Source organism: Nitrosomonas sp. (assembly GCF_021731985.1).
Taxonomy (GTDB): domain Bacteria; phylum Pseudomonadota; class Gammaproteobacteria; order Burkholderiales; family Nitrosomonadaceae; genus Nitrosomonas.
Map to the genome: position 1 here is coordinate 1 of NZ_JAKFWH010000060.1, position 21,211 is coordinate 21,211.

Here is a 21,211-nt window from a genome sequence, read left to right on the forward strand (position 1 = left end):
TTTTAAGCCTAACTCTTTTCGAAAAAATACCTATCGATCAATTGGTTAAAAATACCGATGTGCAAATAACCATGTCGAACAATAATAACCAACTGAATCTATTCAATTAAATCTCCGGACACTTCTGCTGGCCGGTATAGAAACCAATCCCAATATTATCCGGGTGGATGCAATCCGTGACTTTATTGGCGGCGATGAAGATAATCAGGGTTATTTGCCGCTAGGACTGGCCATGAATACCGATGGCGGCGCAGGTTTTGATGTATTGCGCATGCCGGGTAGTCGTGACGATGTGCATCTGGAGTTTGTCGATAATCATCTGGAATTGACACAACTCAGTGATGGCGCCATGTTCAGCATTAAGAATGCCGAAATGATCGCATTCGACAACAATGAAACCGTCGTGATTGCGCACAATCAAACTGAAGGTATTCTGGCACGTCTGGTGCACAGCTTCTTTAACCGCGATGCCACTGCAGCAGAATGGCAACTCGGACGCGAAACACTGCAACAGCCTTACGATCCAGATGCAATTCTAGATTGGTTTCAGCAGCGGGCCGGTTTGCAAGATCTACCCGATACCGACTATGTGCAAACGATTTATACCCAAACACTGGGGAGATCTGCAACCGGCGATGAACTCGATCTGCAATTGTCTCGGCTGGAAAGCAATCAAATAGATCGCAATTGGCTGCCGGTTGAGATTGCACAAAGTTCCGAAGCTGTCACCCATCTGATTGGCAGTGTCCTATTGCAGGACGGGTGGGTATAGTTTCCAGGGAATCTCTAAAAAATTGTCATTTGGCGCAACGCGAGAAATCTATAGCGTAAATACGACAAGATTCCTCACTGCGTTCGGAATGACAAATGCTGGTTATTCAGAATCGTCTTCGCCAGGTAAGGCTAGCGGCGATTTGACAGGATCAGACAACAATAACGAAGAAAAACACACTCCAATCAAACCCGAGGCCCCATTTATTGGGACACAATCATACTGTGAAGTGCGGGCGCTAGCGGGGCTTCTCCAGCGTTTCAATCAGGAACAGAATTTCGGCGGCCATCGTGTAGTGAAGATCTGGAGCATCAGCGAGGGCGGGGTCGCGATTGCCAGCGACGATGGCTTGCAGGGCGTGGATGAAGCCACCAAAACCAGCCTCTTCAAAATGGGAAGCTTGTTGATGAAGCAAGGATGTAGCGGCAGCATTGTCACCAGCAAGCAGCGATTGGCTAACACCCAAAGCTAGGCGAGCGGTATCGGAGTGATCCTTACCGCCGTCGCGGCGGTAGTCGAGGCAACAAGCAATCGCACGGTTAATTTCCAACCGTGCTTCGTTAAAGCAGTTAAGCTTTCGCAAGGTATCGCCAAGATTATTTCTCGCTCGCCCTTCGTTGACCACATTGCCGATCTCGGCATACTTCTCCGCAGCTTGCCGATAAAAGTCCACGGCCTTTTCCAGACTGCCAAGGACATTGCCATACAAGCTCCCCAGTTGCATGAGTGTATCCGCCTGCCCGCTGACATCGCCAAGTCTCACATCGATAGCCAGCGCTTCGTAATAGGCGTTCTCCGCCGCTTCCGGTTGATTCATCTCCTGATAAGCATTGCCGGTCTGATGCCAGCTCACGGCAATCATGTGTGGTTCATTCAGCTGCGTGAACTTTTCACGCAATTCGGCATAAGCCTTCAGCACTTCCGGGTAGCGGCGCTGCAGCAAACGGACAGTCGCAAGCTGGCCTTTGGAAACAACAACTTCCCGGTCGATACCGATTTTCTCGTCGCGGAACATGGCCTTTTCGTAAGCTTCCGCGGCCTCCTCGAGCCGACCCAGATAAAGGAAACAAGTGCCTTGTTCCCCAATGCAGGCAGATACCATTACTGCTGCACTGCGATCCGGCTCCCGTTTCTCGATAGCATCGAAACGCTGATGGGCTTCATTCAGTAGTGGCAAGGCCTGCTCAGCGTCTCCAACCATGTGCAACACGCGCGCCAATAAAAAATGAGCCATCGCCAGATCGTAATCGACACCGGGATAAGCCTGCTCACCTGCCTCCCGAGCGCGCTGCAGCAACGCTTGCGCGCCATCAAACGCCTCGCGCAGCCGATTAGCGGCAAGCTGCTGCTCGATAATGGTTCGCTCTACCTCGAACTGAAGATGATTCCAGATATCGCCCAGCGCCGTCGCTGCGGCGTCTCGCACCTGCCCCACGCGACCTAACAACCGTGGCTTGTCGAGCCATCTTAGCAGATCGTAGAGCGAAATAGTCAGATCGATCGTCGCCGCAGCATCTCCTGCGTGCTGCACCCGATCAAGCAACACAAATAGATTTGGGAGTTCCAGCATTGTCAGTGTCGCCGCGACCTCGATTTTCTGTTTCTGCTGCTGCCTAAGAAACCCGGTATGCGCAAGCATCGCCTTGACCCAATGGGCCATCAGCGACTCTCGCTCCATTTCCTCCATCCGCCCGAGCAGGTAGGGGCAAAGCGCGGGATTAAGCGTGAGATAGTTGTAGCGGTTTGCCGTCGCCAGTCCTGTCTGAATCAGTTCCTTTGCCAGGGAGACCACATCCACCACTTCCCATTGCATCATTGTGCGAAGAACTTCCGGATGAAATCCACTGTGGAATACCCCAAGCACTCGTACCTTCTCTTGATTCACCGCAGACAGGCGTTGCAGCGACAGCTCAATGCTGGCAAAAACCGATTGCTCTCGACTGCCAGGAAATCGCTTTTCCATCTCGGCCATCAACTCGACGAGCGAAACGCGAGTCGCTTCGACGCCGCGACTGCGCAGTGCCGGGGCCAGCAGCGACAATGTACGGGCATGACAATGCACAGCATCGACGAGTTGCTCGATTTCCTCACGCGTGGCATCGCTGGTAGCATCCGCTTCTCCACCAGCAACGTTCAGCACGCGTTCGACCAATTTCACCGCATCGTCGCGGTCAAGCTGGTGCAGTTCGCGCCGGTTCCGTACGGCATTAAACGGCTCGGGCAGCGCTTCACGGCTGGTGAAGATCAGGCGGGTGTCACCCGCTTTCAGTAATTGTTCGCACAGCGCGAGAATGGCTTGCAACGCCTCGTTCGCATCCTCCGACAGTGCTTCCGGTGTTTCGTGCTGCATAAAAGGCGACAGCAGGATGCTTTCCATATTGTCCACTATCAACAAAGTAGCCCGCTCGCGCAATGCACGCTCAATCGGCAGCATGGCTTTATCGAGATTCTCGAATGTCGCCACAGAATAATTTGAGCACACCAATTGACGGCCGAGTGCATCGAGCACTGCGGCGGCATGGCTATGCGTTTCGACCGAGACGAACGCGGCATGACGGATTTGCTGCGAACGCACCATCCAACGGGCAAGCTCGGCGGCAAGTGCAGTTTTGCCTTCGCCACCCTGACCGCGCACTACGGCGTAGCGCTCGTGCTGCAATAACCGTTGCAATGCAAGCAGCTCGCGGCTGCGCCCAACAAATCCGGTTTCCGGCATCGGCGGCAGATCGCCAAGGCGTTTAGCGAGCGCGGCTTTGGCATCTTCCTGCGTCTGTTTGGCAGGCATGGTTTTAAAAAGCTGCGGATCGTCTTTTTCCTGGAACAGCACCGGCACGAACCAATCTTCCAGCCGCAATTCACCCGCGCCGAAAATGCGCCTTCGGAAAGTGTCGTCCTTGAGTTGACGCTGACCGGCGAGCATAGCGTCACCAACGCGTTTACCCCCGGCCAATGCCTGATAAAACGCACTGACAAATCGCTGTGCCGTCTCGACCAGCACGCTGTGGCTCATGGCAATCACGGAAACCACCCCGGTCTTGAGCAATTCGGAAGCGACGGATTCGGATGCTTGTTCGGCTTTCGCAGTCTGGCAAGCTCCGAGAAACACGAGTGGAATGCGGTGATCGCGTAGCAGCGGGCCAAGTTCGCTGGTAAAAACGGTGGCATGCCGACGCTGCTCCAGCTTGTTGGAGTCCTCTGGAAGCTCGAAACACAACCCGCCAAGGCCGACGGAACGATCATAGACGCCGTGACCATCGAAGTGGACAACGTGGTAAGGTTTATTTTCTCCCCTGCCACGATCGAGTTCCGCGCGCAAGGACGGTAACGTGGGCGGATTGAGCACTTGAAGGACCAGACCGGGCAGCGATTCCATCGCATCAACCAGCGGCAATGCGCTCGCACGGTGGTCGATGTAGCCGCAAGCCTCATCCTCTGGACGTGCAGTCACAAGCAGAATGCGGATCGGTGGAGCAACCACCGGCACATCGAGCACTTTGGTATTGGGCAAACGACGGCGAACGCGCGTCGGCTTTGCACCCTGGAAAAGATAACCATCGCCGTCGTGCAGCAGCTCCCACGGCAAACCGAGCAGCAGCGTAGCGGCTTCTCTGGCAGCGAAAACTTCAACTTCGGGTGCGCCGGATTCAGGCGTCGCATCCACGTGAATAGAAAACCGGCGCCCGGCGCGATCGTTAATTCGCACCCAAGCCAGCATAACATTCGCAGTGGACGCTGCGGGCATCGCTTCCTCGTGCAGAAGCTGCCCCCACTTCACGAGATTTTCCTCGACTTTACGCGCTTGGTCGCGGAAATAGTGGCTCGGCCAGATCGCATATTTCTCCAGATACCAGCGCAATTCTTCCACCTCGATGGGACCAATGGGCGCGACGAAACGCCATTGCTGTGCGCTTATGACTTCGCGCTGGCCCGGCGTGGCAGGCTCATAAATCAGCCGGGCGCGAGCCGAAGCGCGGCGTTTGCCGTCTTGCTCTTGAATTTTCAGATCCGTGAGTTCAAGAACCAGCTCTTCCAGCGGCTCGGCCTTGGGTTGCGGCGTAGAAGAAACGTCAGCAGGACTTCGCCGTTTCAACGCGACCAGAACCGCATCCATTGCGGCTTCAATGCCGCCCGCCTCGCTGCTCACTGAAATGTAAAGCGGTTCCGTGGCGAAAAGCTGCTTCAGAATACCAAGTTTTGTACCGTCCAACGAAAGCGGAATAACAGGGTATTCGTCTTCGCCACGCTGCTTCTGCACGTCCAGCGCGTAAGCTAACTCGTCACCAACCCAATCCGATTGCAACCCATTAGGGCTGACGACGACAGCATACGCCGATGCATCCTCGATGGCCTTTTGAATCTCCGGCCAGAGCAAATCGCCACCGCGCAACTCGCGCGAATCGATCCAGCCAGCTTGCCCGTGATCGGCAAGCACTTCACGGAGTTCGCGAACAAAAGCATCATCTTGCGAGCTATGCGAAATAAAAAGTTTGGTCATGTCTAGCCCGGTATACGGATTTAGTAATAAGTACAGTAGTTTACCGTGCCTAATCGCTAAAAAACCGCTTCAACACTCTGATCATATAGTCATGATCCTGCACACCGGCGCTTTCGCGGATGCTGTGCATCGCCCACATCGGGCAGCCGACATCGACGCTGCGTATGCCGAGTTTTGCCGAGGCGATCGGGCCGATGGTGCTGCCGCAGGGCAGGTCGCTGCGGTGCGAGTAGCGTTGATGGGGAACATCGGCTTCTTCGCACCACTGGATGAAGCGCGCTGTGGAGACACTTTCGGAGCTGTAGCGGCGGTTGGCGTTGGATTTAATCACTGGGCCTTTGTTGACGAAAACTTTGTGATCTGCGTCATAGGCCGAGGGGAAGTTAGGGTGATAGGCATGCGCCATGTCCGCGCTGACCAAGAAACTCTGCGCCATCGCGCGTGCCGTATCTTCGCGCTCCGACGATGTGGCGATGCTGATGCGTTGCAAGACATCGGATAAAAAGCTGCCGGCAGCGCCAATATGGCTTTCGCTGCCAATTTCCTCGTGATCGAAAAACGCGCACACCAGGGTGCTTTCAGCATGATTCAGCACGCTGTCATCCAGCATGGCTTGCAGTCCGGCGTGGCAGGAAGCCAGGTTATCGATCTGGCTATCGGCATAAAACTCTTCATTCGCACCCCAGAATGCGCCCTTTTGCGTGTCGTAAACCGCCAGATCCCACGACAACAGTTGCGCGGCGCCGATGCCCGTCGCCTGCTCCAGCAGTTGCAGAAAGTAAGGTTTCGGTAACTGGTCGCCGGTCAATTGCGCAAACAGCAGCGGCAACTCATTCTGTTTATGCAACTTCAAACCGTCTTCATTGACGCTTCGATTCATGTGAATCGCCAGATTCGGCAAGCGCAACAATGGCCGGTCGAAGTGCACCAGCTTGTAGGCAAGATTTCCCTTTTCATCAATATAGCTGATCCGTCCAGCCAGACTCAGATCACGATCGGCAAAGGTCGCGAGTATCGGTCCGCCGTAAATCTCGACACCGAGCCGGGCAATGCCATCGCTCACAGTTGCGGCATTCGGCCTGATCCGGAATCCCGGTGAGTCCGTATGCGCACCAACAATCTTAAAACCTGATTCAGCTGGCGCTTTATTTCCCAACACGAACAGCACAATCGACGAATCATCGCGCACCACATAGTAACGCCTGCCCGCCTGCAACTGCCATTTGGCGGTTTCGTCGAGGCGGACAAACTGAAATGCTCCAATTGCCGCTTCAATCGAAGCGACCGCATGCCAGGGACTTGGGCTTTTATCGATAAAGTCCAATAAATACTGCACTTGCTTTTTAGCTGTCATATTTATATTGTAGTTCAATTGCTTATATGAGAATCTCTGTTCTCCCCGCACAAAATATACGTAATGCCGGATATTTAGTCAAACAAGCTTCTGCGTGATCAATTAGGGAGCCGTTGAATTATTAGGAATGTGTCATTCCGGCAAAAGCCGGAATCCAGAAGAATCAAAGAACTGGGCACCGGCTTCCGCCGGTGCGACAAATAATTCAGTCGTTCCTTAGATTTTTTGGTTTAAAAATCGAGAAATGCGTGGTAATTTTACCTTTCAGCCAAATATGAGATCACAAGGCATTGATGGTAAAATCCAGAAATTCCCTGATAAAAACATTGCCGCATCGAAAGGAACCACAGTTTGCCGCGCTATCCACTTAAAAACCTCTCATTGATTTTCCAGTTCTTTTGTTGCACTTTTTTTCTGTTAATTCCTTCGATTTCCCATGCGCTGATCATTGAAGCAAAAGCAATAGAGCAGCAATTCTCAAAATCTGCTTCGTTTGGCTTGAACAAAACTGATACTGCCGATTTACAGCGCTTTTACACCGCCCGGAATTATCAGCCGGTGTGGGTAACGCCGGAACCGGGATCCTCTCTACTCGAAATAGCATTCACTTTCATCGCCAATGCGGAATCCGAGGGATTGGATAGCCACGATTATCACTTGCAACAATTGCAGCAACTACAACAACAAGCCAGTCAATCTTTGCCCGCAGCAATTGAACTGGAAATACGCACGACGCATGCGCTGTTGATATTGGCACGAGATTTATCGCGCGGACGGTTCACAGCGGCTAAGGCTGATGAGGATTGGCATATCCCGCAACCTGCGTTTGACGCGGTAACTTTCTTGCACGGAGCAATCAAAACCAACCGTCTGCAACAATCGCTCAATGATTTGTCCCCAAAGCAGCCAAGCTATCAGTTGCTTAAGCAAACACTGGCGCGTTACCAGAAACTTGCCAGCAGTCACATCGAGTGGGTGCATATTCCCAGTGCACCATCGATCCGGCCGGGAGACACGCACACAAACATCCCATTGATCCGCCAACGCATCGCGCAAGCGTATGCCGCCGACGGAATCGACGACTATCACATTGCTCCCACTGCAAGCGAGCACTACGATGACGAGCTGGTTACGGCCATTCAGGCATTTCAAGCGCAACATGGATTGAATACCGACGGCGTTATCGGAAAAAACACCATCCGCGCCCTAAATGTCCCTCTTGACAGGAAAATTCGCCAACTGCGGATCAATATGGAGCGCCTGCGCTGGCTTCCGAGAAATCTGGGTGAACGCTACGTACTGGTTAACACGGCCGGATTCCGCCTCACAGTCATCGAGAAAGACAAGCCTGTTCTCGATATGCGCATTATCGTCGGACGCGATTACCGGTCAACGCCCACTTTTAATGGCAGGCTCTCGCATATGATTCTGAATCCGTATTGGAATGTTCCTGACAGTATTGCGCGTAAAGACTTACTACCGAAACAACAGAGTGATCCGAGTCATTTCACTTCATTAAATATCAAAGTTTTTCCGAATCACAACCGGAATGGTGAAGCCATCGATCCGGACACGATCGATTGGCAAACAATCAAACACAGATTCCCCTATGTTTTGCGCCAAGATCCTGGCAAAAACAATGCATTAGGCAGGATTAAATTCATGTTTTCCAATTCATTTGATATTTATCTGCATGACACGCCCTCCAAGTCCCTTTTCCAGAGGGATATTCGCACCTTCAGTTCCGGGTGCATCCGGCTGGAAAAACCGCTGGAATTTGCGGCATTTGCACTGGGGAAACAAGAACTACCGGAGAAATTCCTTGCTGATCTGGAAAGCAGCCAAACCACCACCGTGTATTTACCCAAACCACTGCCCATTTACTTAGTGTATATTACGGCCTGGATTGATGAGCAAGAAAAGCTGCGCTTTTCCCCTGATATTTATGACCGGGACATGCGCGCTTTGCGGTATGCTCGCTGGTAATAATTAATTATTCGCACACATTCGCAACATTTTCAAGGAGAAAATAGCCGATGATACGAAACCTTCTAAATCAAACCCACGTATCCGAAACAGAACCAGAACCAAGCCGCCGCCGCTTTTTAAAAGCCGGATTAGGCGCATGCACTTTACTGACCCTTCCAATGGCTGCAACGTCTGTTCATGCAGCAATCAAAAGACCCTTCGAGAAAAAACTAAGCTTTCTTAACTTACACACCGGCGAACGCACGCGCGCGACCTTCTGGGCCAATGGCCGCTATATTCCTGAAGGAATGCGCGCTATCAATCATGTGCTGCGCGACCATCGTACCGGTGATCGCTTTGCGATAGATCCTGATCTATTCGATATTCTGCATCAGTTGCAATACAGATTGAGAACCAATCAGGAATTCCATGTCGTTTCCGCGTACCGCTCCCCTGCCACCAATGCCAAGTTGGCGGAACAAAGCGGTGGCGTTGCTAAAAACAGCATGCATACGCATGGAAAGGCCATCGACATTCGCTTGCCAGGACGTAAATTATCCGATCTGCGCGCTACCGCCTTGTCATTGCAAATGGGTGGGGTCGGTTATTATCCCTCGTCCAATTTTATCCATCTGGATACCGGCAATTTCCGTTATTGGTAGCGGGTTGAACAATTTTTCTAGCGACTGGAGCCGGTGTGCTGATTGGCCCATTTATTGAGCGCCACCACCAAGAGATTCATATTGACGGGTTTGGAAAGAAAATCATCCATCCCTGCTGCAAAGCACCGCTGACGGTTATCCTCGAACGCATTTGCAGTCAAGGCAATGATCGGCAGATGCGTTTTTCCGGTTTCCCGTTCCCATTGACGAATCTTTTCTGTCGCTTGATAACCATTCGTCACCGGCATTTCGCAATCCATCAGCACAAGCACAGGCCTCATCCCTTGCATGACCGCATTCACCGCTTCTTGGCCGTTTTCAACAACTTCACAGCGGAATCCCTGATTTTCCAATAAAGAGACGATTACCGTGCGGCTGATCGCATTATCCTCAGCTACCAAAATCAAACCGGCTTGCTGAGAATTTTTTCGTGTCGGCACAGCACCGGTAATGGTATCGCCTGCATCGTCGACGCTGGCCGAGTAAGCACGGATTTGGAACCATATTCTCGTGCCTTTGCCTTCCTGGCTTTCGACACCGACGCGTCCTCCCAGCAATCGGGCCAGATTATGCACGATAGAAAGACCAAGACCGGTACCGCCGTATTGCCGGGTTGTCGAAGCATCCACCTGGGAAAATGGCTTAAACAGTCTATCGTGCTTGTCGGCAGGAATGCCAATGCCGCTATCGGTCACCGTAAACTCCAGCATCGTTTCTGCTGATGCGTTTCTGATTTCGCGTGCCTCGATACGCACAAAACCTTGCGGCGTAAACTTGATGGCATTGTTAACCAGATTAGCCAGCATCTGACTTATTCTGACCGGATCGGAACAGTATCGCATTCGTGGTTTTCCGTGCCAAGACACATCGAGTGCCAGTCCTTTCATATTCGCACTCTCGGCAAATAGTGCCGCCGTTTCCAGCATCAATTGTCCGGGATCAAAAACATGGTTTTCCAATTTGATCTGTCCGGCTTCAATCTTTGACAAGTCAAGGATATCGTTGAGTATGATCAACAAGTTGTTTCCGGAGGTCATGATTACCCGGGAATAATCCAATCGCTCATTATCTTTGATGTCCGTCTTTTGGAGCAGGTAGGCCATGCCCAGAATGCCATTCAGCGGTGTCCGAATTTCATGAGACATGGTCGCCAGAAACTGGCTTTTGGCCAAATTAGCCGATTCTGCAGCAACCTTAGCCTGCCGGAGCGCTTCGCTGTTCGCACGCAATTGCGCCGTTTGCTCGTCTACGGTTTCTTGAATCAGTATGGTTCTACCCGTAGTCACTAACATCAACATCTGCAGCATGCTGGCCACCAGCAATCCGGCAAAGCTCAGCGCCCAGGCCTGCCATGGCCGATGCGCATGCAACCATTTCGCATCCGGAGAAATGATTAATTCCCAGCTACGATCAGCCATCATCAGCGTTGTCCGCCAATCGAGATTGGTATCCGTTGCACTGCCTGGTGCTGAACTGAACAGCAATTGACGATCGCGGTGCCCGGCAGAATCTCGCAATTGAAAAACAATACCCGGCGCAGCAACATTGCCGACGGCGAAGTTAACCATATCGGGAATTTTTAATGCACCCACCACAAAACCGATAAATTCCGGTGGATGTTCCGGACCATTCTGCTCAAAAATCTGGCGGTGAACAGGATGCAGTACCAATATGCCCGCCTTATTGTGTTGGTCCTGCACCAGATTGATCAAACCGGTTGCCACTGGCTGGCCGGAATGCCGGGCGCGGTCAATGGCTTCTGCCCGAGCGGGATTGGAATATATATCGTAACCGATTGCCCTTTGATTGCTTTCAAGCGGCGTCATATAGGTCACGACAATATACTCCGGCCGCTTGCTTGCAACCGTTAACTCGCCCTGCGCATCCAATTCGGTTATCCGGAATGGCCCCCCAGAAACACTCCCGGAGTGGGTTCGTTCGAAGAGAGCCCGGTCTCGGTCACGCACAAGAAAATTGTAGCTTAATCCTGCAATGCTCTGATAATCCTGCAATATCTCTTGAGTAAAGTAATCAAATTGCTGATAGCTCATATCCGGATTCAGCTCGATCAAACGCCGCAACGCCGATAGCGTTTCGTTGTAGGCATTGAAACGTTCCTGTAACTGAAAAGCGATGTTTTGCCCAATGCTCTGAATTTCTGCTTGCTGTTGCCTGTTTTCAAGTTTCGATGTATTAACAAACCCCGTAACGATCAACACCACCAGAATCAGCGTAATGGGAGCAATGACGGACTTGCGCGTTTTCCAGTAGGATTGGCTGCCGAAAAAAGCCAGCGACAACGGTGCGAAGACGAGTACCCCAAAGGTATCGCCGGACCACCAGTTCCACCATGACCAAGAGATATCGTCTGCACCGATAGCGCCAGAAAAGAACAAGGTTAGATGCGCGATACTGGCTGAGATCATGCAAGACAATGGGCCGCTCAGCAGAAAAAACGTGAAGATCTCTTTTTCCCGCATCAAAATTTGCCAGCGCGCCTTGACGAATCTGTGGACAAGCCAAGCCCCTAGCGCGGCTTGCAGCATCGCACCCATTCCTAAGAACACCGCAATCAGGATACTACTCTGCGTAAGATCGTTCTGATTCCAAGCAACCCAGATATTGAGTCCCAACGAGCCAATCCAGATGCCCGGCAACAGGCGGTAACCCGATACCAGTGTCAATGCTAGCGCTAAGCCAGCGGCAGGAAAAACCGGACTCGCATAACCCGGCGGAATCGCGAGCAACAATCCCAGGAAGCCAAATAGGACATAACCAACAGCCGCATAGGTATTGTGTCGTATGATCTTCAAAAACACTCCGGTTGATGTTTGGATCTGATCCAGCATGCAAATAACGATTTGTTATAGAAGAAGGTCTTGCACAACCGATAGCGGACTAGGCCGTGCGGATGTTGTGATTATATGCGGAAACATAGTCTTGAAGTGAAAGGCTATGCGTTTCTGATTCCTGAGACAATGGACCACGGTTGATTGGGATTTATTTTTCAGGTCGTTCGGCGAATCCTGGCTGATCGTGAACTTATGATGTTTCAGAGCATATGTCCGAGTAATTTTCACAAGGACGGATACCTAAGGAAACACTGATTAATTCATTTTTGTCATTCCGAACAGAGTGAGGAATCTTTCCGAATCAACATCATAGATTTCTCGCCATGCTCGAAATGACAATTATTCAGAGACTCTTTAAAAATATCTGACTGCTCACAAGAAATTCTTTAGCGTGACCGATCACGCTCAAGATTTTGCAACTGTTGATAAATATTCGCAGATTCAAAATGCCATTTTTCTCGTACAGAGTGCGAGAGCGGCTTAAAGTCATCGCTCATGACGCAGACTGCTCCTAGCATCATGAGCGATACATCCACAATCACATCTGCGATTGCAAATAATTCTGCAGTCCTACTCTGTTGATCAGTCCCAATTGCTGTTCTAGCCAATGCGCATGATCTTCCTCCGTTTCGGCGAGCATACCTTCGAGAATTTCCCGCGTTTGATAATCCCGTTCCTGTTCGCAAATCGCGACGGCATCACGTAACGCGGTGATCACCGAACGTTCTAGCGCCAAATCGTTTTGCAGCATCTCCGGCACATCCTGGCCAATTCGCAGCGGGCTGCGGTTGCCTATCACCGGCACACCTTCGAGCAACAAAATCCGTTTGATCAAAAGATCGGCATGCTGCTTTTCATCGTTCATCTCGTGATCGATTCGCTCATATAACTTGTTGAATCCCCAATCTTCGTACATACGAGAATGGGCGAAATATTGATCCATGGCTGTCAACTCTTCGGCCAGCAGCTTGTTCAGCAAGCCGATAATTTTTGGATTACCTTTCATGATCGTGTTCCTCTAATCTATTGGATGACAGGCAGCTCTTGATGCCGTCTTATTTGAACAGACAAGAGCCGAAAAGCATTTTGCAAACAACCGGCATTATACGAGCCACAACGCACAAAAACAACAACAAATTATTGATTACAAACAGTAATAATTCTTGATACCGTTATCATTCCGTTTATGTGGCTTACTGATAAGACGCTGGGAGTTTGAAAAGAAGATTAGGCAGACGATCCGATAAGCGCATCGTAACACCCGTCTTTTTTGACTCAGAAACTACTTCAGAAGCAAACAATCACCGGCCTTATCCGGTGATTGTTTGCTGATTTTTAAGAGACTTTTACCCGGCTTGGGAAAAAATTATCAAACATAAATCCTGCCAAATTTTCTGCGGAATCCCACAAGTGCAATTAAACCAGCACTCAGCAAGAAAATCATATTGGGTTCAGGAATGGGCGCTGCCACAAATTCCAAATTATCGATTGAATAAAAGCCGAAATTGGAATCCGTATAATTAAAAGCGACATAGCGGATACCGGGTAACGCTATAGAAGCCGATGTTTGATCATACCCCAATGCATTCGGTAAGTTTGTAGTGCTATAAACCTGGCCGATTTTATTTCCCGATGCATCATAAGCCGTCAACGTCACCGATTCGTCATCCGTGCCAGAATTGGTGCCGTTATCAACCCCTACCAAAGAAACACTATTCACATCGAACGCAAAGCTGATTAATATGCCGCCATCCCCATAATCAGGCTCTCCAGCAAATGGCGAGCTTACCGCAACCTGAGGCGGTGATAATGCTGATGCAAAACCTTCCGTCCATGTCGACACGCCGCCTAGAGTGACAGGCAATATGTCAGGCGCTGGGAAAGCGCCAGAAAGTGGAAAAGGATTGTCGATGGCATTCAAGGTAACGCCCAGTCCCGCATACCTGTTAGTGATATCAACCCTTGAACCGATCACATCATCAAAGTCAATTAAAACGGGTGCCGCTTTGATAAAAGAAGAAAACGTAATGAGTGTTAGGCAAAGAGTGATTGTTATAAGTGATTTCTTCATTTGATACTCCTTTCAGTCTGGAATAAAAAAATTATAACCAAGTCAAGGCATAAAGAAAGTTTCCCTAAACTTTTCTTGGTCTGGCTGAAAATCTAAACTTACATCGCTATATGAGAAATATTATAATTAATTCAAAATATTATACATACTCCCCTAAAGAATCTTAATCGACGAGGCTTTCCGGCTCAATAGAACATTACGCCTAGTCCAACTAGGACATTTGTCATAGTTTTCCCAGCCAAAAAAACGATTTCGAGGCAACCGGCGCGAGGTAAAGCCAGTTTTCTTGAACATCAACGCCGACTACCGCCATAATGGAAGCTCTGAATAACTGTCATTTCGAACGTAGCGGGAAATCTATCACGTTGATTCACAAAGATTCCTCACTTTGTTCGGAATGACAAACATGAGTTATTCAGCGTTTCCTAAACTTAGCGGCAATATTCGGACGTCTCCACGACCCGCTCGATTTGATAGGGAGAGTTCGGACTGAGAATATACTCACTCGCGCCGAAACGGCTTGCCGGATTACCCCAATCGCAGGTATAACCCAGGCCAGTCCACGGTACGCCGGGGCGGTAGCGAAAGTCATTAAAAATTTCCGATATGCGTGGTGATCTGAGTGAGTACTCCCTGCAGCAACTCAATCACTAGTGTACGTACGATACTGGTTAAATGGGAGGAGAGATGCCATACCAAAGAACGAAGAAAATGGAGTGTAACTTACTGAATAATTAAGGGTTCAATGCGTACGCATTTTGATGAATAAAAATTCTTTATTCTGGACCTGGCCCCGTTGACTAAACCTGTTAGCACGTGCGTTATTATTGAATCTTGGAAGCAGCACAAACCATAGTTGATTTATCCGCCGCTGAGAAATTCAATATCTCGGTTTAGATACATTTTATATGCTTATAATTATCCAAAATTTTTCTTAATTAATTTTAAAAGTATTTGGATTCATACTAATATAGCGTTCTTGCCTTAAAGTTACTTCTGAAATAGAGGCTCCGCTTTTGGGAATAAATTTACAGGTAATAACCTTGCCGTGATCAACACTCTTATCATATTTGCAATTTGTATATCGGTAATCATGAATAGGATGATCCGCTAAACTACTGTGACGCGCTATTCGCGAAAAAGACATAGAAAATTGCTCACCGACAGTACCATCCTCTTTGGAATTGAAACTACCTTTGAGCGTTAATGCAGTTAGTGTTATTTTAGGTCCCTTTGTTGCATTCCGAACTATTTCATAGCCGATAAGTATTTCGTATTGATTATCGGGTCCCCAGATAATGAATGCTTTTCCTATTCCTCCGAGTTCTTCTAAATCTTTTTCATCAAAATATTTCGTGAAACTTGATTCAAAGTTCCAAACACCTTGAAGAGGTTTCTCAATCGAATTTCGTATTGAATACGTATTATCTTTTATTTCAGAAGTCATCTTTTTTTCATTAATAGTGTGATACAACGAAATACCAACAATAAAAAGTGTAGTTATTTCTATCGCTAACTGTACCCAGCTTCTTTTATATTTTATTTCCAAATATTTGTGATCAATGTTTTGAGTTTTTTCGAAATCTTGAGCCATAAATTTAACTTCCAATGAACATAACGTATTATTTAATTTAATCATATCTATTTGTTGCTAGTATTTCAACTTATGATTCGATAACAAAGCACAATGTTTGTTATAGGCACCTGCCCTCTTTTCTCTCGTTTATTCAACCTTCAAACTTTCTCAATTTAAGTTACAAAAAAGCACCCCCCCTAAGCACTATTCTGTCTGTATGGAAGCAATCAAAATTAACAAACAATAAGGGCTGACTTTGACTCCAAAAAAGAAAGCTTTTAGCAGACAAAATAATTGGAATAAGTAGGGGCAGATCCTAAACTACGGATTTTTACTGCTATGAATATTCATCCCGGCGGAACTTGTGTAAAAGGATTGGGATGCATCACGAATAGATACGACTTCAGTGCTTTGGTTATTGCGCCCGCTGGCGGCGTCCTTGTTTGCGAACTTCACGTGACCGTAATTCAAGACCCCGAGAGCAACTACCGCCACGACCAATAATTACTTGATTCCGTATTGCGCGCGATAACGCTCTACGGGGGGGAGATATTGTTCGAGCTCCCGATGATTCTGCAAATATTCCACCAAATCATCCAGATTAATAATCGAAGTCACCGAGAGTCCGTGCATTTGCTGTACTTCCTGTGCCGCCGATAACTCCCCGATACCCCGTTCCATGCGATCGAGCGCAATCACAACACCGCCAGGTGTGGCAGCCGAGGTTTTAATGAGTTCGACCGATTCACGCACTGAAGTACCCGCAGAAATCACGTCATCGACAATCAGCACCCGCCCGGCCAGCGCCGCACCGACCAGCACCCCGCCTTCCCCATGATCCTTGACTTCCTTGCGATTAAAGCAGAATGGATAGTTGTGACCCATTTCTGCCAGCGCGATGGCTATTGTGCTGACCAACGGAATCCCCTTGTACGCGGGACCGAACAGCATATCAAACGGAAGCTGGGCAGCGACAATCGCTTTGGCGTAAAATTGCCCGAGTTTGCGCAGCGAATCCCCATCGTTAAACAAACCGGCATTGAAAAAATACGGGGACATGCGCCCTGCTTTGGTTTTAAATTCACCAAAGCACAACACATTGCGCTCAATGGCGAACTGAATAAATGCCTGCCGGAAATCGGACATAACTTGACCAATCCAAAAATAAAGATATGCAAATTATAACGCTTAACCTGAACGGCGTTCGCGCGGCCGCAAAAAAAGGCTTTTTTGAATGGCTGGCCGCGCAATCGGCGGACATTGTGTGTGTGCAGGAATTAAAAGCGCAATTGCCCGATCTTTCCGGCGATATGCTGTCGCCCGACAGTTATCATGGTTACTTTCATTGCGCGGTGCAAAAAGGCTATAGCGGTGTCGGTATTTATTCCCGCAAGCAACCGGATAACATCATTGAAGGCGTCGGCATCCCGGAGATTGATGCCGAAGGCCGTTTTATTCAGGCGGATTTTGGCAATTTGAGCATCATTTCACTCTATCTGCCGTCCGGGTCCAGCGGCGAACACCGTCAGGTCGCGAAATTCTTTTTTATGGAAAAATTCTTTCCGGTACTGAAAACACTGATCGCCAGTGGCCGGGAAATTATTTTGTGCGGCGATTGGAATATTGCACATAAGGAAATTGATCTGAAGAACTGGCGTTCCAATCAGAAAAATTCCGGTTTCCTGCCTGAAGAACGCGCCTGGTTGTCGAATGTTTTGGATGACATCGGTTTTGTCGACGTGTTCCGGCAGCTTAATCCTGAAGCCGACCAATACACCTGGTGGTCCAATCGCGGACAAGCCTGGGCGAAGAATGTGGGCTGGCGGATCGACTATCAGATCGCCACACCGGCAATTGCGCAAAAAGCGCGCAGTGTTTCCATTTTTAAAACCGAGCGTCTCTCCGATCATGCGCCATTGATCATTGATTACGATCACACCTTATGAAATCCACAGGATTTTCCGGTTGGTTACAGGCATTGCGCGTTTATACGCATCCGCGCGTGCTGGGCATGCTGTCACTGGGATTTTCGGCCGGACTGCCATTGTTGTTGATACTTGGCACGCTGTCATTCTGGTTGCGCGAAGCGGGCATCGACCGCACTACAATTGGGCATCTCAGTTGGATTGGCTTGGCGTACAGTTTCAAATGGCTGTGGTCGCCATTGGTCGACCGGCTATCGCTGCCGCTGTTGACGCAACTGCTGGGCCGGCGCCGTGCCTGGTTATTACTGTCACAAATTATCATTACCGTTGCATTGGTGGGGATGGCCAGCACAGACCCCGTTGTGAATCTTACCCAAATGGTGTTTTTCGCGCTCGCGGTGGCCTTTGCTTCCGCCACGCAGGATATTGCTTTGGATGCCTACCGTATAGAGGCGGTCGCCGCCGAGCTGCAAGGCGCTATGGCTGCGACTTACCAAGCCGGTTACCGTGTCGCCATGATCCTAGCCTCGGCGGGTGTGCTGTGGATCGCTGCGGCGGTAGATCTCTCTGCGGATGCCTACGATCATGCGCCGTGGCGCTTCGCTTATCTGGTGATGGCTGCCAGCATGGCGGTCGGCATTATTTCAACGCTGATCATTCGTGAACCGGATGTTCCTTACAGCAAACTCATTTCAGAAAACGAAGAAATTGCGCAACTAGCGATTGCACACTGGAACCTCCCTCCGCGCATCAGGGCCATGTTGATATGGCTTTACGGTGCACTGATCGCCCCTTTCCGCGATTTTATCGTGCACCATGGCCGGCAAGCCTTGCTGATCTTAGGGCTGATTGCCATCTACCGCATTTCCGATGTGGTGATGGGTGTGATGAGCAATCCCTTCTATGTGGATATGGGCTACAGCAAAGACGAAGTCGCCACGATTTCTAAGGTGTATGGCGTGATCATGACCATCGTCGGCGCGGCGATTGGCGGTGTGCTGACCCTGAAAATCGGCATTATGCGCACGCTGTTCCTTGGAGCGGTGTTGTCCGCGGCAACCAACTTGTTGTTTGTCTGGCTGGCAGGACGCGGCCACGATGTGAGCGGATTGATTTTCACCATTTCAGCGGATAATCTGTCTGCCGGTATTGCCTCCTGCGCTTTCATTGCTTACTTGTCGGGCTTAACCAATTCCGCTTACTCGGCCACCCAATATGCCTTATTCAGCTCGGTGATGTTGTTGTTGCCTAAATTCATCGCCGGTTTCAGCGGTCAGTTTGTTGATGCCTACGGTTATGAAAATTTCTTTATCGCCACGGCGCTGTTGGGCTTCCCCGTTTTGATACTGGTCTGGCTTGCCGGGCAAGCAAAATTTGCAACTTCTGCCAAGTAATCAACCATGCAACAGAATTTAGAGAAACCCGACCCGGATGCAGAATACCAAGCATTGATGCAAGCCGGTGAATTAAAACCGGACGACGATCAAGTCAAAGCAGTTGCTGTATTAGAGCGATTACACCGCGAACTCATCGATTATCCGGCGATCGGAAATAAACGTGATGGCCTTGCGCTCAAAAGCTGGTTTCCTAGCGGCATCTTTCGTTGGCTGGGTAGTGACAAACCTACCCCCAAAGGCATCTATCTCTATGGCGGTGTAGGCCGCGGGAAATCTATGTTGATGGATTTGTTTTACTCCGTCGCTCCGATTGCATCAAAGCGACGAGTGCATTTTCATGAATTCATGTTGGACATCCATGCCCGGCTTAAAGAATGGCATGATCTCTCAGTACGGGAGCGCGCACAGCACGGTAGCCGTGCGAATGACAATGACCCGATGCCATCCATCGCACGGCAAATAGCCGGTGAAACAACATTGTTATGTTTTGACGAATTACAAGTCACTGATATTGCCGATGCCATGGTTCTGACCCGATTGTTCAAGGAGTTGTTCGCCCGAGGCGTGATTGTGGTCGCCACTTCCAACCGCCCGCCCGATGATCTTTACAAAAATGGCCTGAACCGCCAGCGCTTTCTGCCTTTCATTGCGCAACTCAAGGAAAAACTTGAAATCATTCCGCTTGAAGGCCCGGTAGATTATCGCTACAACCGTTTGAAAGGCGCAGAGACTTATTATTTCCCAATCAATACAGAAACCACGGACCAATTAGCAGCAACTTTTTTCCGACTGACCGACCGCCGAATTGAAGACCGGGCAAAAGTTCCCAGCGAAGTATTGAATGTGCAAGGACGTACACTGTTTGTGCCTAAAGCGGCACGCGGGGTTGCGGTTTTTTCGTTTAAACGCCTGTGTGCAAATCCACTGGGGACAGCAGACTATCTCGCTATCGCCAGAACCTATCATACCGTCATCATGGTCGCGATCCCGCAATTCAACGAGGAAAATAGCGATGAAGCCAAGCGCTTTGTGAATTTTATCGATGCGCTCTACGAACATGGCGTCAAATTCCTCTGCTCTGCCGCTGTGCCGCCGCAATCACTGTATACCGGGGGCGATGTCAGTTTTGAATTTGAACGTACGATTTCGCGTTTGATGGAAATGCAATCGGAAAACTATCTGGCAAGCGGCCATGGCAAAACTATCGCGGCTTAGGAGAGCCTCTTAGACAGACCATTTTTGACAAATCATCAATAAGAACAGGAACCCAGCCACACACTTCATTTTTTATCGATGTATTCCGCGAACCTGGCATCAAATTTTAGTGCTCAATCATTGCACTCTTTCGATCACTACACGCCTATCTGTTGCGTTTAAATTTCACACATAATTAACATTTTTAATGTTATCCTTAAATCAGGATAAGTGTTATCGCTTATTCTTAGTTACATCACTTAATTACTTCAGAAATCGTATCCTATCCTTTTAGAAGATTAAGTTTGTACGAATAGGTAGTCTTCTAAAAGCATATTTTCTGTCTGTGGAACTGCAATTTGATTCCAGATAAAGATTGTAGACTAGGTATGTGACTTGTAGCTGATTGAGTTTCAACGTAACGCTGAATATATCCATTAACATCATTTGATATTATTACAAAGGAGATTTTCATGAAATATTCACTAATTGCAGTTGTACTGTTAGCCATCATGTTGACCGGGTGTAAAGGCGAGGGCAAGCCAGGTCAATACCCACCAAGTCTATATAAAGAAAGAGACAGTGCATTATCTGATGCCGAACTCGAAAAAAATAAACAAGAAGCTGCGGGGAATAAAAGTAACTAATTGTTTCTACTGTTGATTCTTTAATATTTCATAGAGAGTCGATTCTGAAGCATCAGCAACAAGCTAAAGCAACAGATGATTGAGCATTTTATTGTGCATAAGCAAAAACTATAATGAGCAGATAAAATGTTAAAGCTTGTTCTCCAAAAGACCCTGGTGAAATACCCAGGGTCTTTTTTTTAAAACTAGCCTCTAAGCAAATTTCCTGCATCTCGCACCGCTGCATATCGACGATTGGTTATTGGCCATCGCAGGCGGAATACTCGTTGCAGCACTCACCCTGTTGAATTCAGCAAAC

The 21,211-nt window shown here is 49.1% G+C and carries 14 protein-coding genes; 7 read left to right on the forward strand and 7 right to left on the reverse strand.

Annotation, left to right across the window (positions count from 1 at the left end; translation table 11 throughout):
* Positions 1 to 163: 163 nt before the first annotated feature.
* Positions 164 to 772, forward strand: coding sequence for a DUF4214 domain-containing protein (locus QZ942_RS07825; RefSeq protein WP_292994354.1), 609 nt, complete (start codon positions 164 to 166; stop codon positions 770 to 772).
* A 238-nt stretch (positions 773 to 1,010) separates the two neighbouring features.
* On the opposite strand, the gene QZ942_RS07830 is transcribed toward QZ942_RS07825, so the two are convergent.
* Together QZ942_RS07830 and QZ942_RS07835 are read right to left on the reverse strand one after the other, a co-directional pair.
* Positions 1,011 to 5,267 carry a TIR domain-containing protein gene (locus tag QZ942_RS07830; RefSeq protein WP_292994356.1) on the reverse strand — a complete coding sequence of 1,419 codons (4,257 nt, stop codon included), beginning with the start codon at positions 5,265 to 5,267 and terminating at the stop codon, positions 1,011 to 1,013.
* A gap of 49 nt (positions 5,268 to 5,316) precedes the next feature.
* Complete coding sequence (locus QZ942_RS07835) at positions 5,317 to 6,621, reverse strand: M18 family aminopeptidase (RefSeq protein WP_292994358.1); 1,305 nt, start codon at positions 6,619 to 6,621, stop codon at positions 5,317 to 5,319.
* A 351-nt stretch (positions 6,622 to 6,972) separates the two neighbouring features.
* Between QZ942_RS07835 and QZ942_RS07840 the strand changes: the two genes are divergently transcribed.
* Positions 6,973 to 8,607, forward strand: a complete 1,635-nt coding sequence (locus QZ942_RS07840) for a L,D-transpeptidase family protein (protein WP_292994360.1) — start codon at positions 6,973 to 6,975, stop codon at positions 8,605 to 8,607.
* Positions 8,608 to 8,657: 50 nt separating this feature from the next.
* Positions 8,658 to 9,251: a DUF882 domain-containing protein gene (locus QZ942_RS07845; RefSeq protein ID WP_292994362.1), complete on the forward strand. Its 594-nt coding sequence runs from the start codon at positions 8,658 to 8,660 to the stop codon at positions 9,249 to 9,251.
* 17 nt (positions 9,252 to 9,268) lie between these two features.
* Here the strand turns inward: QZ942_RS07845 and QZ942_RS07850 are convergent, their stop codons facing one another.
* The 5 genes from QZ942_RS07850 to pyrE form a co-directional block, all read right to left on the reverse strand.
* Positions 9,269 to 12,064, reverse strand: coding sequence for a CHASE domain-containing protein (locus tag QZ942_RS07850; RefSeq protein WP_292994364.1), 2,796 nt, complete (start codon positions 12,062 to 12,064; stop codon positions 9,269 to 9,271).
* 577 nt (positions 12,065 to 12,641) lie between these two features.
* Positions 12,642 to 13,109, reverse strand: coding sequence for a bacterioferritin (gene bfr / locus QZ942_RS07855; RefSeq protein WP_292994366.1), 468 nt, complete (start codon positions 13,107 to 13,109; stop codon positions 12,642 to 12,644).
* A 363-nt stretch (positions 13,110 to 13,472) separates the two neighbouring features.
* Positions 13,473 to 14,174, reverse strand: a complete 702-nt coding sequence (locus tag QZ942_RS07860) for a PEP-CTERM sorting domain-containing protein (protein ID WP_292994368.1) — start codon at positions 14,172 to 14,174, stop codon at positions 13,473 to 13,475.
* Between the two features lie 934 nt (positions 14,175 to 15,108).
* Entirely contained in the window at positions 15,109 to 15,768 is a 660-nt protein-coding gene (locus tag QZ942_RS07865) for a hypothetical protein (RefSeq protein WP_292994370.1), read from the reverse strand.
* A gap of 486 nt (positions 15,769 to 16,254) precedes the next feature.
* Positions 16,255 to 16,896, reverse strand: a complete 642-nt coding sequence (gene pyrE, locus QZ942_RS07870) for an orotate phosphoribosyltransferase (protein ID WP_292994372.1) — start codon at positions 16,894 to 16,896, stop codon at positions 16,255 to 16,257.
* Positions 16,897 to 16,922: 26 nt separating this feature from the next.
* On the opposite strand from pyrE, the gene QZ942_RS07875 reads away from it, so the two are divergent.
* The 4 genes from QZ942_RS07875 (at position 16,923) to QZ942_RS07890 (ending at position 20,913) form a co-directional block, all read left to right on the forward strand.
* A complete protein-coding gene (locus QZ942_RS07875; RefSeq protein WP_292994374.1) occupies positions 16,923 to 17,696 on the forward strand; it encodes an exodeoxyribonuclease III in 774 nt (257 codons plus the stop codon).
* On the forward strand, positions 17,693 to 19,069 hold the full coding sequence (locus tag QZ942_RS07880; RefSeq protein WP_292994376.1) for an MFS transporter: 1,377 nt from the start codon (positions 17,693 to 17,695) through the stop codon (positions 19,067 to 19,069). Before QZ942_RS07875 ends, QZ942_RS07880 begins: the two co-directional genes overlap by 4 nt.
* A gap of 6 nt (positions 19,070 to 19,075) precedes the next feature.
* A complete protein-coding gene (gene zapE, locus QZ942_RS07885; protein WP_292994378.1) occupies positions 19,076 to 20,287 on the forward strand; it encodes a cell division protein ZapE in 1,212 nt (403 codons plus the stop codon).
* A gap of 452 nt (positions 20,288 to 20,739) precedes the next feature.
* Positions 20,740 to 20,913, forward strand: a complete 174-nt coding sequence (locus QZ942_RS07890; protein WP_292994380.1) for a hypothetical protein — start codon at positions 20,740 to 20,742, stop codon at positions 20,911 to 20,913.
* Positions 20,914 to 21,211: the final 298 nt, after the last annotated feature.

Coding starts and splice junctions, on each gene's coding strand:
- QZ942_RS07890 (WP_292994380.1), top strand. CDS start 20,740: ATGAAATATTCACTAATTGCAGTTGTACTGTTAGCCATCATGTTGACC.
- QZ942_RS07845 (WP_292994362.1), top strand. CDS start 8,658: ATGATACGAAACCTTCTAAATCAAACCCACGTATCCGAAACAGAACCA.
- bfr (WP_292994366.1), bottom strand. CDS start 13,109: ATGAAAGGTAATCCAAAAATTATCGGCTTGCTGAACAAGCTGCTGGCC.
- QZ942_RS07860 (WP_292994368.1), bottom strand. CDS start 14,174: ATGAAGAAATCACTTATAACAATCACTCTTTGCCTAACACTCATTACG.
- QZ942_RS07835 (WP_292994358.1), bottom strand. CDS start 6,621: ATGACAGCTAAAAAGCAAGTGCAGTATTTATTGGACTTTATCGATAAA.
- QZ942_RS07880 (WP_292994376.1), top strand. CDS start 17,693: ATGAAATCCACAGGATTTTCCGGTTGGTTACAGGCATTGCGCGTTTAT.
- pyrE (WP_292994372.1), bottom strand. CDS start 16,896: ATGTCCGATTTCCGGCAGGCATTTATTCAGTTCGCCATTGAGCGCAAT.
- QZ942_RS07830 (WP_292994356.1), bottom strand. CDS start 5,267: ATGACCAAACTTTTTATTTCGCATAGCTCGCAAGATGATGCTTTTGTT.
- QZ942_RS07865 (WP_292994370.1), bottom strand. CDS start 15,768: ATGGCTCAAGATTTCGAAAAAACTCAAAACATTGATCACAAATATTTG.
- zapE (WP_292994378.1), top strand. CDS start 19,076: ATGCAACAGAATTTAGAGAAACCCGACCCGGATGCAGAATACCAAGCA.
- QZ942_RS07875 (WP_292994374.1), top strand. CDS start 16,923: ATGCAAATTATAACGCTTAACCTGAACGGCGTTCGCGCGGCCGCAAAA.